Source organism: Roseateles sp. P2_H4, from assembly GCF_056403315.1.
Map to the genome: position 1 here is coordinate 53,622 of NZ_JBFUFR010000017.1, position 14,268 is coordinate 67,889.

A 14,268-nucleotide genomic window follows, 5' to 3' on the forward strand; every position below is an offset into this window, starting at 1 on the left:
GCGCGCCCCATGTCCAGCGCCCCTCCGTCCGCCGGACTCAATCCGGCCCAGCTCGAAGCCGTCTACCACCTGAGCGGCCCCTGCCTCGTCATCGCCGGCGCGGGCTCGGGCAAGACGCGGGTCATCACGACCAAGATCGCCCAGCTGCTGGTGTCCGGCTACCGGCCCAGCCAGATCGCGGCCATCACCTTCACGAACAAGGCCGCGCAGGAAATGCGCGAGCGCGCCAAGGCCCTCGTCGGCAACAAGGCCGCCAAGGACCTGGCCATCTCGACCTTCCACAGCCTGGGCGTGCGCCTGCTGCGCGAGGAAGGCTCGCGGGTCGGGCTGAAGGAGCAGTTCTCCATCCTCGACAGCGACGATGTGCTGAACGTGCTGAAGGATGCCGGCAGCACGACCGACATCAACCAGGCGCGGCGCTGGCAGTGGACCATCTCGCTGTGGAAGAACCAGGGCCTGGGCCCCGCCGAGGCCGCCCAGGTCGCCAAGGACGAGGACGAGCGCTCGGCCGCTGCCGTCATGGTGCGCTACCAGGAGCGCCTGGCGGCCTACCAGGCGGTGGACTTCGACGACCTCATCACGCTGCCGCTGAAGCTGCTGACGAGGGACGCGGAAGCGCGCGAGAAGTGGCAGAACAAGCTGCGCTATGTGCTGGTGGACGAATACCAGGACACCAATGCCGTGCAGTACGAGTTGCTGAAAGCACTGGTGGGCGAGCGCGGCATGTTCACGGCCGTGGGCGACGACGACCAGTCCATCTACGGCTGGCGCGGCGCCACCATCGAGAACCTGAAGCGCCTGCCGACCGACTACCCGACGCTCAAGGTCATTCCGCTGGAGCAGAACTACCGGTCGACGGGTTCCATCCTGCGCGCCGCCAACAACGTCATCGCCGGCAACCCCAAGATCTTCGAGAAAAAGCTGTGGAGCGAGTTCGGCGACGGCGAACCGGTTGTGCTGCTGGAGGCCGACGGCGAGGAGCACGAGGCCGAACGCGCGGTCGCACGCATCCAGGCCCTGCGCAGCGAGGGCAAGGCGCCGCAGTACAACGATGTGGCCATCCTCTACCGCGCCAACCACCAGGCCCGCGTCTTCGAGCAGGCGCTGCGCCGCGCCCAGATCCCGTACCGCGTCTCCGGCGGCCAGAGCTTCTTCGACAAGGCCGAGATCAAGGACCTGTGCGCCTGGCTGCGCCTGCTGGTGAACCAGGACGACGACCCGGCCTTCCTGCGCGCCGTGACGACGCCCAAGCGTGGCATCGGCCACACCACGCTGGGCGCGCTCGGCACGTTCTCGGCGCAGTGGAAGTGCAGCATGTTCGAGGCCCTGTTCTCCGAGAGCCTGGCCACGGCCGTCACGGCCCGTGCGCTCGCGCAGCTGCACGAGTTCGGCCGCAGCGTGAACGAGCTGCAATACAAGGCCAGGCACACCGAAGGCCACACCGCCGCCCACGCGATGTTGACGGAATGGCTGAAGGACATCGCCTACGAAGCCCATCTGCTCGACAACGAGGAGAACGAGAAGGTCGCCCAGGCGCGCTGGGGCAATGTGCTGGACTTCGTCGACTGGGTCGCCAAGCGCTGCGGCGGCCAGCAGAGCGAGGAAGGCGGCGTCAGCTTCACCGAGCCCAAGCAGAGCGTGCTGGACGTGGCGCAGACCATCAGCGTCATCCTGTCGCTGGCCGAGCGCGGCGACGAGCAGGACCAGGTCACGCTGACGACGCTGCACGCCTCCAAGGGCCTGGAATGGCCCCATGTCGTGCTGGCCGGAGTCAACGAGGGCCTGCTGCCCTTCAAGCGCGAGGAGGCCGAGCTGACGGCCGAGGCCCTGCAGGAGGAAAGGCGGCTGATGTACGTCGGCATCACCCGCGCACGCACGACGCTGGCGGTGTCGACGTTGCGCCGGCGCAAAAAAGGCCGCGACACCGTTGTGGGCATTCCCAGCCGCTTCCTGGCCGAAATGAAGCTGCACGAGGGCAGCACCCGCGAAGATCCCCGGGAAAAGCTCAAGCGTATGCGCGAGGAACTGGCCGCCAAGGCGGCCGCCCGGGCGTCATCCCAGTAAATCGTGGCCGTAGTGCCGGAATGCGGGCCGAGCGCTGGGCCGTTCCCGAGCCGGCCCGCGCTGGCGATGTGCTTGTGGCTCGATGCCGCAAGCGTCGCCGTCCCCTCGGGGGACCGGCCAAGCACGGCTTGGACGAGGGGCTTCATGAATTTCAAGGATGGAGCGCTCATTCGCGGGGGTACCCCTCAAGCGCGTGAAGTCTTCACAACTTCGCCACGCTAGGCTGCGAACAATGCGATCCAGTCCTTCTTTCCGGTGAGCCTGCACATGAAAGCCCTGGTCCTTGCTGCCGCCCTCGCTGCCCTGACCGCCTCGGTTCCGGCCGGAGCCGCGCGTGAAGCCCGCCAGCCCATCGTCGACACGACGACGGCCACCATGATTGCCGATGCCGGTCGCCTGGGCTCGGCCAGCCTGACGTCACTGAATGGCAACAGCCACTGGACGCCAGCGACCCGCCGGGTCGAAGCCGAATTTGAAATCCTGCCCGCCCAGATCGATACCGGCTCCCTGCTGATCGCCCTCGGCGCCCTGGCACTGGCCCTCGCCCGCCCCGTCACCCGCGCCCTGCGCCGCCAGGAACAGCAGCGCCGCGCCGCCGCGCTGGCCAGCACCCTCGCCCACGCGCCTCGCGCCTGAGGACGCGTTTTCAGTCTTGCGGGCCGAGCGCCGGGCCGCTCCCTAGCCGGCCCGCGTGAGGCGATGTGCTTGCCGGTCAATCCGGCAAGCATCGCCGTCCCCTCGGGGGACCGACTGGGCTTGCCGGCGTTCAGCGCGGCAAGACTGGGCGAGGGGCTCCATTTCAGTGATTTGCTTCACGGGCCGCACACCGGTCTGAGGGGGGTGTTGGCGCGGGTGTGAACTCTGCACCGGGCGCCGGGCAGGGCAGGCCAAAGAATCGCGGCCAGTCATCACACCGCCCTGCCCCACCCATGAAACGCGTCGCCTCCCTGCTTGCCCTGATCGCCCTCAGCGCTTCTGCCCTGGCCGCTCCTGTGCCGGCCGGCAACCTGATCGTCAACGGCAGCTTCGAGAGCACCGCCGTGGCCAACGGCAGCTGGGTCAATGTCGCGTCCATGACGGGCTGGACCTGGCTGGCCGGCCCCGGCACCGGCTTCGAGGTCCGCAACAACGTCGCCGGCACCGCCAAGGACGGCAGCAACTACGTCGAGCTCGACACCAACGGCAACACGCTGATGGGTCAATACCTGGACAACCTGTCGGCCGGCGCCAGGTACGAGTTGAGCTTCTGGTACGCACCGCGCGAGTTCCAGGCGGCCTCGACCAACGGCATGCAGGCGTTCTGGAATGGCGTGCAGCTGGGCGCCACGCTGAGCGGCCTGGGCAGCAGCGGCAATGCCTGGACCGAGGTCAAGTTCAGCCTGACGGCCCAGGCCGGCCGCAACCTGCTGAGCTTCGCCTCCGTCGGCAGCAGCGACGGCCTGGGTGGCAACCTCGACAACGTCAGCCTGAACCGCRTCCCCGAGCCCGGCAGCCTGGCACTGACCTTCGCCGCGCTGGCGGGCTGCCTGCTGCTGCCGCGCACGCTGCGCCGCAAGGCCGAAGCGCGCCGCGCCCAGGCGCTGGCGGCGGCGCTGGCCGCACCCGTGCCGGCGCGCTGATCGGCTAGGCTTTCAAGACACCGGCACGGCCCGGCGCCACGACAAAGCGCGCAGYGGTGCTGATGCCGCTGTCGGGTTTGAGCGCGTCGTCCAGTGCCCGCACGGAAGCGCGCAGGCCGTCGCGCGCATCCAGCGTGAAGGCCATATAGCCGCGCTGGTCATTGCGGCCGTAGTGCAGATGCGGGTTCAGCTTCAGCACATCGTCCAGTGGCTGCTTGCCGCCCCAGCTGGTGATGGAACTGCCACAGAACTCGCTGGCGACGGTGGCTGAGGCCGGGTCGTCGAAGTCGGCCTTCAGATCGGCCACGACGTGGCTGTGCACATCGCCGCCCAGCACGACGACATTGGGCACCTTGCGCTCGCGCACGACGCCCAGCAGGCGGTCGCGCGCGGGCGCGTAGCCGTCCCAGCCGTCGGTCCAATAGATGGGGGCTGTGGGCTCGGCTGCATTCCAGTTCATCCGCGCCATCAAGGTCTGCTGCGCCACCAGGTTCCAGCGGCCGGCTGTCGTGTCCCAACCCTCGGCCAACCAGCGCTCCTGGGCCGCGCCGAGCAGCGTGCGCTTGGGGTCCAGCAGCCCGGGGCATTCGGACAGCGGCAGCGTGTTGCTGCCGTAGCGGCCCGCGCGGGTGCACAGCTGCGGGTCGCGGTACTGGCGATCGTCCAGCGCGTGGATGACGGCCAGCCGCCCCCAGGCGTGGCGGCCATGCATGCGCATGTCCACGCCACGCGGGCGCCAGGCCTTGGGCAGGGGCTGGTGCTCCCAGTAGGCCTGGTAGGCGGCGCTGCGGCGGGCGGGGAAGTCCTGCGCGATCTTCTCGCCGCGCAGCCCGGCGTAGTCGTTCTCGACCTCGTGGTCGTCCCAGACGAACAGCCAGGGCACGGCGGCATGCATGGCCTGCAGCGCGGGGTCGGACTTGTACTGTGCGTAGCGGCCGCGGTACTGGTCCAGCGTCACCGCCGCGCCGCCCTCGACGTCGCGCACACGGCCCGGTGCGGCGCCGTACTCGTAGATGTAGTCGCCCAGGAACATGACCAGGTCCAGCTCCTCGGCCAGCATGTGGCGCCAGGCGGCGAAGAAGCCATGGTCCCAGCGCTGGCAGCTCGCGATCGCGAAGCGCAGCGGCTCCAGCGCGTCCGCCGCCGGCGCGGTGCGCGTGCGGCCCGCCGGGCTGCGCTGGCCCAGCGCCTCGAAGCGGTACCAGTACCAGCGGCCGGGTTTCAGCCCTGCCGGTTCGGCATGCACGCTGTGCGCCCAACCCGCTTCGGCCGTCTCGGTGCCCGTGGCGACGCGGCGCTGGAAGGCCTCGTCCTCCGCCACCTCCCAGCGCACCTCGACACGCTCCGGCAGGTCGGCACCGGTCAGCCGCGTCCACAGCACCATGCCGTCAGCGGTCGGGTGGCCCGAGGCGATGCCGAGCGCGAAACGCGGTGCCACGTCCGCGCGCGCATGGCGCAGAAGACTGGGCGCGAGGCCGGCGGCCAGAGACAGTTGCAGCAGGTGGCGGCGATGGGTGTCCATCGCGCCATTGTGGAGGCGTCAGATCGCTAGGGGATCCACGTCGACCGCCCAACGCAGCACGGCCTTGTGCTCCCGTTTGAGCGCGATCAGCTCGGGCACCCACGCCCGCAGAAAGGCTTGCAACCGCGCCCGCTGCGTCGCCTCCACCAGCATCTGCATCCGCTCCACATCGGCCACGCGCGCCACCGCGTGCGGCACCGGCGGGTAGACCAGCACGCCGTCGTCATGCGCCAGCTCCGCAGCCGCCGCCAGGAAGGCCTTGGCCGCCTCCACCGTGCGCGCCTCGGCACGCAGCAGGGCCAGGTGGGCGAAGGGCGGCAGGCTGGCAGAGCGGCGCTCGGCGAGCTGGTCGCCCGCGAAGCGCACATAGTCGTGGCGCGCCAGCGCCTGGTAGAGGGCGTGCTCGCGATGCCAGGTCTGCACCCACATCTCGGCCGGCGTCTCACCCGAGGCATCGCGGCCCGCGCGGCCGCCGGCCTGCATCAACAGCGCGAACAGGCGCTCCGGTGCGCGGAAGTCGCTGCTGAACAGGGCGCCATCCGGGTTCACCGCGGCCACGAAGCGGATGCGCCGGAAGTCGTGGCCCTTGGTGATCATCTGCGTGCCGACAAGGATGTCGACGTCGCCGTCATGCACGGCCTGCAACTGCGCCTCCAGCTCGCCCTTGCGGCGCGTCGAGTCGGCGTCGATGCGCAGCACGCGGGCACCGGGCAGCGCCTCGCCGAGCTGCTCCTCCAGCTTCTCGGTGCCGCGGCCGATGGGCGCGATATCGTGGTTGCCACAGTTGGGGCAGGCGCTCGGCACGCGCTCGGTGAAGCCGCAGTGATGGCAGCGCAGCGTGCGGTCGCGCTTGTGGAAGACGCGCCAGGCGCTGCAATGCGGGCAGTCGCTCTTCCACTGGCATTCGCCGCAATGCAGCACCGGCGCATAGCCGCGGCGGTTCAGGAACACGAGGCTCTGCTCGCCGCGCTCCAGGCGCGCCTTCAGCTCCGCCAGCAGCGGCGCCGTCAGCGCGGTTGTCACACCCGCGGTGGGCGGCAAGGCCTTCATGTCGAACAGGCGCACCCGGGGCAGCGCCCCGCCGCCGATGCGTGCGGCCAGCGTCAGGCGCTCATAGCGGCCGCTTTCGGCGTGCTGCCAACTCTCCAGCGACGGCGTGGCCGAACCCAGCACGACGGGCACCTTGAGGTCATGCGCGCGCCAGATGGCCAGGTCGCGTGCCGAGTAGCGCGCACCGTCCTGCTGCTTGTAGGAAGGGTCGTGTTCCTCGTCGACGACGATCAGCCCCAGTTCGGGCATTGACGCGAACACGGCCAGCCGCGTGCCCAGCACCAGGCGGGCCCGGCCGAGGTGGGCGGCCAGCCAGTTCTGCAGGCGCTGGGCCGGCGTCAGCGCGCTGTGCAGCGACACGATGGCCAGCGGTTGCGGCAGCAGCGCCGCGAAGCGCTCGGTGAAGCGGGCCTCCAGTTGCGGCGTCAGGTTGATCTCGGGCACCAGCACCAGCACCTGGCGGCCTGCCGCCAGCGCGGCCTCGGCGGCGCGCAGATAGACCTCGGTCTTGCCGCTGCCGGTGACGCCGAAGAGCAGCAGCGGCTTGCGCTCACCGCCATCGATCTGGGCCGCAATACGCGCCACCGCCGTCGCCTGCTCCGGCGCCAGCTCGGGCCTGACCGGCTCGGGTACGGCGACCGGCTTGGCTGCCTTGCGGTCCAGCTTGCGCAGCCGCGCGGCGAGTTGCTCGGGCGACAGCTCGCGCAACTGCGGCGGCAGCACGGCGCTGGCCAGTTCGCCGACGCTGCGCTGGTAATAGCCGGCGGCGAAATCCAGCAGCCGGCACCAGTCGGCGCCCAGCGGCGTCAATGCGTCAAAAACCGCCGCCACGGGCCGCAGCGCAACGCCCGGCGCCGGGGTTTCGTCGCCCGGCCAGACGATGCCCAGCAACTCGCGCTTGCCCAGCGGCACCCGCACCAGGGACCCCGATGCGAGCGCCTGCTCACTGGCGTAATCAAGCGGGCCGTTCAAGCCGCTGTGCTGCGGCGCGTCAACCGCCACGCGCACCGTTGTGGCCCCCCCGGTTTCAGCCATGCGCAGCTCCGTGCTTCTTGTGAAGCAGTGGCTCAGCAAGTGGCTGCAAGTGCATGATTCGTAAAGGCTCTTGGGTTGCCCACAATTTCTGTGGATAAGTTTGTGAGCAAATCAGCCGCCGAGGACCGATAGAAGGYCAATGAGCATTGCAATGCCCCAAATTAGCCCGCCGATGCTTTTTGGGCACTACCTTGAAAATCAAGCACTTAGCACGAATTCGGGAAAACTCTTAGGTGCGCCGCACCAACCGCGTTCCGGCGCCCTCGCCCCCCAAATTTTGGGGATAAGTCACCGCGCAAGTGCAGATTTGACGGCCCTGTCAGACGGCTGCGCGCAGGCGGCGCGAATGCTGGTGAACCTCGTCCACCAAGGCCTCCACACTCTCGGGCGGCGTGAACTGGCTGATGCCGTGGCCGAGGTTGAACACATGGCCATGGCCGGCGGCGGGCTTGCCGAAACTGTCCAGCACGGCACGCGCCTGGGCGCGCACGGCTTCGGGCGGCGCGAACAGCACATTGGGGTCGAGATTGCCCTGCAGCGCGACGCGGTCGCCCACGCGGGCGCGGGCGGTGGCGAGGTTCATCGTCCAGTCCAGGCCGACGACATCGGCGCCGGTATCGGCGATCTCGTCCAGCCACAGGCCGCCGCCCTTGGTGAACAGCAGGCGCGGGATGCGCACGCCGTCGTGCTCGGTCTTCACGGCGCTGAGCACCTGTCGCGAATAGGCCAGGCTGAACTGCTGGAAGGCCCCGTCGGCGAGCACGCCGCCCCAGGAGTCGAACAGCATGACGGCCTGGGCGCCGGCCTCGATCTGGGCGTTCAGATAGGCCGCCACGGACTGCGCGTTCACTTCGAGGATGCGGTGCATCAGGTCGGGGCGCGAATACATCAGGCTCTTGACCTGGCGGTAGTCGTCCGAGCCGCCGCCTTCGACCATATAGCAGGCCAGCGTCCAGGGGCTGCCGGAGAAACCGATCAGCGGCACGCGGCCGTTCAGCGCATGACGGATGGACGTGACCGCGTCGAAGACATAGCGCAGCTTGTCCATGTCGGGCACTTCGAGCGCCGCCACGGCGGCTTCGTCGCGCACGACCTTCGCGAACTTCGGGCCCTCGCCCTGCTGGAAGGACAGGCCCAGGCCCATCGCGTCGGGCACGGTCAGGATGTCGCTGAACAGGATGGCCGCGTCCAGCGGGAAGCGCTCCAGCGGCTGCAGCGTCACCTCGGTGGCGTAGTCGCGGTTGGTGGCCAGGCCCATGAAGCTGCCGGCCTTCTCGCGCGTGGCGCGGTACTCGGGCAGGTAGCGGCCCGCCTGGCGCATCAGCCAGATGGGGGTGTGCTCGGTGGGCTGGCGCAGGCAGGCGCGCAGGAAGGTGTCGTTTTGCAGGGGGGCGAACATATGCCCCGGATTATCCCGTCACGGTAGAGACAAGCTCTGCCGCCCGACCCAGCTCTCACCCGCCGGCAGCTCGACGGGGCGGCCGATGCAGGCCGCTTCCACGCACAGCATCTCCGACCAGCCCTCGGGCGGCATGTCGGCCAGCTTGGCGCAGCGCTCCGGGCCGGGGTTCCAGACCACCGCATCCTCGAAGCCCTGCTGGCGGATGACGACCTGGCGACGGTCCTCGGCCACCAGCAGCGGCCGCTCCTTGACGCCGAAGTAGATGCGGTCCAGGTCGAGCACGCCCTTTTCGCCGGTCAGCAGCAGGTCCATGCGCTGCAGCGCCTCGGCCTGCTTGATGCTGTCGAAATAGCGCAGGCCGGCCAGGCCCTCGACGCTGACGGCATCCAGGTCGCCCACGCGCAGATAGGTGTGCAGGGCGGCCGTGAACTGCAGGGGCACGTCGCCCAGGTTCTCGCAGGCCAGTTCCACGTCCAGCGTGCGACCGCCCACACGCACGCTCAGCTCCAGTTCGAATGCATGCGGCCACAAGGCGCGCGTCGCGTCGTTGTCGCGCAGCCGCAGGACGGCCAGTGCGTCGTCCTTGCCCTGCTGCTGCAGGACCAGCTCCCATGGCAAGGTGCGCGCAAAGCCATGCTTGGGCAGGGGGCCGCGCTCGGAGAACTGCGGGAAGCACACCGGCACGCCGCCGCGGATGGCCTTGCCCGGCGCGAATTCGCTGCGCGGCGACAGATAGAGCTGCTCGGCGGCGCCGGCAGGCTTCCAGGACAGCAGATGGCCGCCATGCAGGCTGAGTTCGGCGCTGGCGCCATCGGGGCTTTGCAGCGTGATGCGGGAGGGTTCGGTGCTCATGGGGCGGACAGGTGCGCGGCGGTCAACGCTCTATCATCGCCGACTTGTTTTTCGGGGCGCCAACTGGCGTCCGCCCCCCAGCCGCGATGACCACTGCCAGCGCCCCCAACTCCCAGAAACTGGCCTTTGTGCCGGAAACCCGCTTCGGCCTGTGGTTCCTGTCCACGGCCACCTGGCGCGTACATGTGCTGGGCCGTGCGCTGAGCGACCTGCAACGCATGGCGCCCGACGCACCGCGCGGCGGCGTCATGCTGGACATCGGCACCGGCCAGGGCCATTCCCTGCCCGAGATGGCGGCGCGCTTTGCGCCGGCCCAGATCCATGCGCTGGACCCCGAGCCCGACTTCGAGGCCCGCGCCGCCGCGATGGTCAAGGCCTGCCCTGTGCCCGTCACGCTGCACGCCGCGCACGCCGAGCGCATTCCGCTGCCGGACGCGTCCGTGGACATCGTGTTGTGCCACCAGACCCTGCACCACATCGTCGACCAGAAAGCGGCCCTGGCCGAGGCCTTCCGCGTGCTCAAGCCGGGCGGCCTGCTGCTGCTGGCCGAGAGCACGCGCGCCTACATCCACAGCTGGATCATCCGGCTGCTGTTCCGCCACCCCATGCATGTGCAGCGCACGGCCGAGGAGTTCGTGGCGCTGGTGCGCGAGGCCGGCTTTCAGGTCGACGCGGACCGCATCAGCACGCCCTATCTGTGGTGGAGCCGCAGCGATCTGGGTGCGCGCGAATGGCTTGGACTCGGCCTGCCGAAAAATCGCGAAGAGACCTTGCTCAACGCCGTCGCGCGCAAGCCAAGCTAAGGAAGCGCGGGCTCCGGCAGTAGCCAGGCCAGCAACGAAGTCCAGAAGCCCGGAATGCGGACCTGCACGCTCGGGTCCGTCAGCGCCCGCGCGCGGGCCGCGGTCTCCAGCGACTCGGCCGAGTCGTAGAACGGCGGATCGGCCAGCACCAATCCGGCCTTGTTGGCGCCGTCGACGAGGATCTGCAGGTACTCGTCGATGTGGCTGCCGGTGAAAGGGTTGGCATCATGGAAGGTGATGACCACGGGCCGCACGCCATCCACCGGCGGGATGTCGTTCACATGGCGGCGCAGCTCGCGCATCTGGTGCTCGAAGTGGGAGCGCCGGCGCAGGCTGGCGTTGGGCCAGGGAATCTTGCCGTCGTTGGCCGACAGGTCGGTCATCACCAGGCTCAGGCCGTGACGTTGGTAGGCGGCGAAGGTGCGCGCGTCATAGGCCCAGTGGGGCGGGCGCACCAGCACCGGTTGGCGGCCTGCCAGCGCCATGTGCACGGCCAGGCCCTCGCTGAGGCTGCCTTCCAGCCCGTCTTCACCCAGCCGGGTGTGGCTGGTGTGGCCGGGCGTGGCGGTGTGAAAGCCCAGCACATGGCCTTCCGCCAGCGTGCGGCGCATCAGCGCCTGGCCGCGCGGCGTGGCACCGCCGTTCACGGCGCCCGTCTGCACGAAGAACAGGGCCTTGATGCCCGGCTGGAGCGCGTTGCGAGCGAGGCCGTCGAGGATCTGGACGGTCGGGTTGTCGGTCTCGCGTGCGCTGGGACCGTCATCGAAGGTCAACAGCAGGCGGATGGGTACCGGCCCGGTCACCGACACATGTTCGGCCAGCGGCGATGGGTCGGCCGCGGCATGGGTCGCGGCGACCAGCGCCAGACCCGCGAACGCCATCCTGGCTATGTACTGCTTTTTCATCGGGCCGGCAGTTTATTCGCCGAGCGTCAGTGCCTGGTAACGCCGCCACACTGCATTCATGGGGCCCTCGATGCGCAAAGGCAAGGTGGGGTGGCCGGCCACCGCCAGCACCAGGCCCTCCAGCGTCGTGGCGGCCACATCGCCGGACGGGTCGTCGCTGAAGTCCAGTGACCGCATCAGCGCGAAATCCAGGCCCTGACCGCGCGCCTTGAGCCAGGCTTCCTTGAGCGTCCAGGCCCGCAGGAAAACCTGCGCACGCGCCTCGGGCGCCAAGGCGGCGAGCTCGGCTCGCTGGGCGGGGCTGTGCACGGTTTCGGCCAGGGCGAGATGGTCGCGCGGCCGCGCCAGGCTTTCGACGTCGATGCCGACCGGCATGCCGGCGGCGGCACAGGCGACGCTGCCGGCGCTGTGGCTGATCGACACGAACACATCGTCGCGACCCGCCACGCGACAGGCGCCGCTGTCCGCCACGTCCAGCGCAGGAGGCCGCTCAGCGGCCAGCCAGCGCTGCACGGCGAGTCGTGCCAGCCAGCGGCCGGCCAGGAAGCTGCCGCGCCGCGCCTCGGTGCCCAACGACTGCAGGCGGGCCTGCTCGGAAGGCGTCATCCAGACGCCAGGCGACGGCATGCCGGCCCGCACCTCGGGCTCGGCCACCAGCAGGCAGAGCAGCGTCACCGCGCCCTCAAGCCTGCTCGCCAGGCTCAGTCGATCTTGGCGTAGGTGCCCTTCAGCGCCACGCCGATGACGAAGGCGCCTGCATGGCACTCGAAGTCGGTCGCGCTCTTGTACTCGACCTTCTTGTAATAGCTGACGATGTCGACGACGGCGTTGCCGCCATTGCGCTTGGCGCCTGCCTGCAGGTTGATCAGGGCGCTCAGCGCCGCCCATTTGCAACCGTAATCGTCGGCCTTGCCGAAGCCGTTGGTCTTGGGGTTGCTGACGTCGGTACCAAGGCGCTTGGTGTTCTTGGGCGTGGGCTGGCCGTCGAGAAGGAACTTGAACGACGGGTCCAGTTTTTCCTTGGCTTCGGGCAGCTCCAGCACGTCGGCCAGCGGGATGTGCAGCACGGTGTCGCGTGCGAACGCGGGCACGCTGGACAGCATCGAGACCAGGGCCAGTGCGATGAGGCGAGTCTTCATGGACGGTTTCCTTGAGTGAGCGGTAAGGCCATTACTGCGGCGCGGAGGCCGGTTGATCGGCCGCGGCGCGGGCTGGTGCCTGCGGCCGGGCATTCTGCGCCATGGCCTCGGGGCTGCGGTTGGTGAGCAGGATGGTCTCGATGCGCACGCCGCCCATGGCCTCGCAGGACTTGCGCGGCGGCTCGTTCCAGCGGATGGCCTTGCCGGAGACGACGGGGCGCACCATGCGCCAGGGCCAGAAGCCGAAACGCTGCGCGCTGTTGTAGTCGACGATGGCATCGGCCCTTTGCGCCAGGGCCTCCTCCACCAACTTCGGCAGCAACTCCTTGACGCCGCCATAGGTCTGCTTGGCCACCTTCAGGTCACCAAGCTTCTCGTGCGGCATGTCGGACGGTGCGCCGTTGTCGAAGACGCAGAGGTCGCGGCCCTCCTGCGACAGGCTGGCGGCGATCTTGCGCCCGGCGGCGAGTTCCTGCTCTGGGGTGGTGGTGGCCTGCGCGGCCGCGGCCACCAGGATCAACGCGACAGTCAGAACGCTCTGCTTCATCAGGCCCTCCCAGGCTTGTTGTTGTCGACTTCAAAGACGGCGCAGGATCAACGAGGTGTTGATGCCGCCGAAGGCGAAATTGTTGGTCATCGCGTACTCGGTCTGCAGCTTGCGGCCGCCGCTGAGCACATAGTCCAGATCGCCGCAGCGCGGGTCCACGCGCTTGAGGTTGATGGTGGGCGCGAACCAGTCGGCCTTCATCATCTCGAGCGTCATCCAGGCTTCCAGCGCACCGCAGGCGCCCAGGGTGTGGCCCATATAGCTCTTCAGCGACGAGATCGCGATGCCCGGGCCGAAGACGCTGTGCGTGCCCTGGCTCTCGGCCACGTCGCCCTGATCGGTGCTGGTGCCGTGGGCGTTGACGTAGGGGATGGCGCCAGCGGGCAGGCCGGCGTCCTCCAGCGCCAGGCGCATGGCCTGGGCCATGGTGGCGGACTGCGGCTGCGTGACGTGGGTGCCGTCGCAGTTGGTGCCATAGCCGACGATCTCGCCAAGCATGTGCGCGCCGCGCGCCTTGGCATGCTCGTAGTCTTCCAGCAGGAAGGTGCAGGCGCCCTCGCCCAGCACCAGGCCGTCGCGGTCGGCGTCGAAGGGGCGCGGCGTCAGGCGCGGCTGGTCGTTGTACTTGGTGCTGGTGGCGAACAGCGTGTCGAACACGGCCGCCTGCGTCGGGTCCAGCTCCTCGGCGCCGCCGGCCAGCATGGCGACCTGGCGGCCGCTCTGGATGGCCTCGTAGGCATAGCCCAGGCCCTGGCTGCCGGACGTGCAGGCGCTGCTCGTCGTGATGATGCGGCCGGTGATGCCGAAGAACACCGCGATGTTGACGGTCGCCGTGTGCGACATCATCTTCACGTAGGTGTTGGCGTTGATGCCCTCGATGCTCTTGACCGTCATCATGCGGCCGAAGTCGCCGATGGCGCTGGGCGTGCCGCTGGAGCTGCCGAAGCTCACGCCCATGCGGCCGCTGGTCAGCAGCGGGTCGCCGATGAGGCCGGCCTGCTCCAGTGCCAGTTCGGCCGAGCGCGTGGCCATCTGCGCCACGCGGCCCATGCTGCGCATGGTCTTGCGGTTGTAGCGGTCGGCCGGCAGCTCGAAGTGCGCACAGGGCACGCCCACCTGCGTGTTCAAGCCTTCGTAGTCGGCCCAATCGGACATGCGCTGGACCTTGTTGGTCTCGGCGTGCAGGCTGTCCATGACGGTCTCGACGTCATGACCCAGCGGTGACAGCGCGCCGATGCCGGTGATGACGACTCTTCTATTGCTCACCCGACCATCCCCCCATTCACAGAAATCACCTGCAGCATGTCTGCCCCTCGTCCGCCGAGTACGC

Annotated in this window: 13 protein-coding genes; 4 read left to right on the top strand and 9 right to left on the bottom strand. The window is 69.2% G+C overall.

The features are described 5' to 3' along the window. Window positions 1–9: 9 nt before the first annotated feature. From AC1DW3_RS14340 to AC1DW3_RS14350, 3 genes are all read left to right on the top strand, one after another. Entirely contained in the window at window positions 10–2,064 is a 2,055-nt protein-coding gene (locus tag AC1DW3_RS14340; protein WP_477931997.1) for an ATP-dependent helicase, read from the top strand. A gap of 267 nt (window positions 2,065–2,331) precedes the next feature. Then, the gene (locus AC1DW3_RS14345) at window positions 2,332–2,700 is read left to right on the top strand and encodes a hypothetical protein (RefSeq protein WP_477931998.1); all 369 of its coding nucleotides are present in this window, start codon (window positions 2,332–2,334) and stop codon (window positions 2,698–2,700) included. 293 nt (window positions 2,701–2,993) lie between these two features. Continuing rightward, complete coding sequence (locus AC1DW3_RS14350) at window positions 2,994–3,683, top strand: hypothetical protein (protein WP_477931999.1); 690 nt, start codon at window positions 2,994–2,996, stop codon at window positions 3,681–3,683. Window positions 3,684–3,687: 4 nt separating this feature from the next. On the opposite strand, the gene AC1DW3_RS14355 is transcribed toward AC1DW3_RS14350, so the two are convergent. From AC1DW3_RS14355 to AC1DW3_RS14370, 4 genes are all read right to left on the bottom strand, one after another. Beyond that, complete coding sequence (locus tag AC1DW3_RS14355) at window positions 3,688–5,205, bottom strand: alkaline phosphatase D family protein (protein WP_477932000.1); 1,518 nt, start codon at window positions 5,203–5,205, stop codon at window positions 3,688–3,690. Between the two features lie 18 nt (window positions 5,206–5,223). Next, window positions 5,224–7,290 (bottom strand): primosomal protein N', encoded by a 2,067-nt coding sequence (locus tag AC1DW3_RS14360; protein ID WP_477932001.1) that lies wholly within the window; start codon window positions 7,288–7,290, stop codon window positions 5,224–5,226. 319 nt (window positions 7,291–7,609) lie between these two features. After that, window positions 7,610–8,689, bottom strand: a complete 1,080-nt coding sequence (hemE, locus tag AC1DW3_RS14365) for a uroporphyrinogen decarboxylase (protein WP_477932002.1) — start codon at window positions 8,687–8,689, stop codon at window positions 7,610–7,612. Between the two features lie 18 nt (window positions 8,690–8,707). After that, the gene (locus tag AC1DW3_RS14370; protein WP_477932003.1) at window positions 8,708–9,544 is read right to left on the bottom strand and encodes a D-hexose-6-phosphate mutarotase; all 837 of its coding nucleotides are present in this window, start codon (window positions 9,542–9,544) and stop codon (window positions 8,708–8,710) included. Window positions 9,545–9,630: 86 nt separating this feature from the next. Between AC1DW3_RS14370 and AC1DW3_RS14375 the strand changes: the two genes are divergently transcribed. Beyond that, window positions 9,631–10,347 (top strand): class I SAM-dependent methyltransferase, encoded by a 717-nt coding sequence (locus AC1DW3_RS14375; protein ID WP_477932004.1) that lies wholly within the window; start codon window positions 9,631–9,633, stop codon window positions 10,345–10,347. Here the strand turns inward: AC1DW3_RS14375 and AC1DW3_RS14380 are convergent. Genes AC1DW3_RS14380 through AC1DW3_RS14400 form a run of 5 tightly spaced genes read right to left on the bottom strand, consistent with a single transcriptional unit; the run spans window position 10,344 to window position 14,204 of the window. Beyond that, complete coding sequence (locus AC1DW3_RS14380; protein WP_477932005.1) at window positions 10,344–11,252, bottom strand: polysaccharide deacetylase family protein; 909 nt, start codon at window positions 11,250–11,252, stop codon at window positions 10,344–10,346. The two genes, AC1DW3_RS14375 and AC1DW3_RS14380, sit on opposite strands and share 4 nt — an antisense overlap. A 12-nt stretch (window positions 11,253–11,264) precedes the next feature. After that, the gene (locus AC1DW3_RS14385; protein ID WP_477932006.1) at window positions 11,265–11,927 is read right to left on the bottom strand and encodes a 4'-phosphopantetheinyl transferase family protein; all 663 of its coding nucleotides are present in this window, start codon (window positions 11,925–11,927) and stop codon (window positions 11,265–11,267) included. A 26-nt stretch (window positions 11,928–11,953) separates the two neighbouring features. Next, on the bottom strand, window positions 11,954–12,391 hold the full coding sequence (locus AC1DW3_RS14390; RefSeq protein WP_477932007.1) for an excinuclease ATPase subunit: 438 nt from the start codon (window positions 12,389–12,391) through the stop codon (window positions 11,954–11,956). Between the two features lie 31 nt (window positions 12,392–12,422). After that, window positions 12,423–12,938 carry a hypothetical protein gene (locus AC1DW3_RS14395; RefSeq protein ID WP_477932008.1) on the bottom strand — a complete coding sequence of 172 codons (516 nt, stop codon included), beginning with the start codon at window positions 12,936–12,938 and terminating at the stop codon, window positions 12,423–12,425. A gap of 30 nt (window positions 12,939–12,968) precedes the next feature. Next, the gene (locus AC1DW3_RS14400) at window positions 12,969–14,204 is read right to left on the bottom strand and encodes a beta-ketoacyl-ACP synthase (RefSeq protein WP_477932009.1); all 1,236 of its coding nucleotides are present in this window, start codon (window positions 14,202–14,204) and stop codon (window positions 12,969–12,971) included. Between the last annotated feature and the right edge of the window lie 64 nt (window positions 14,205–14,268).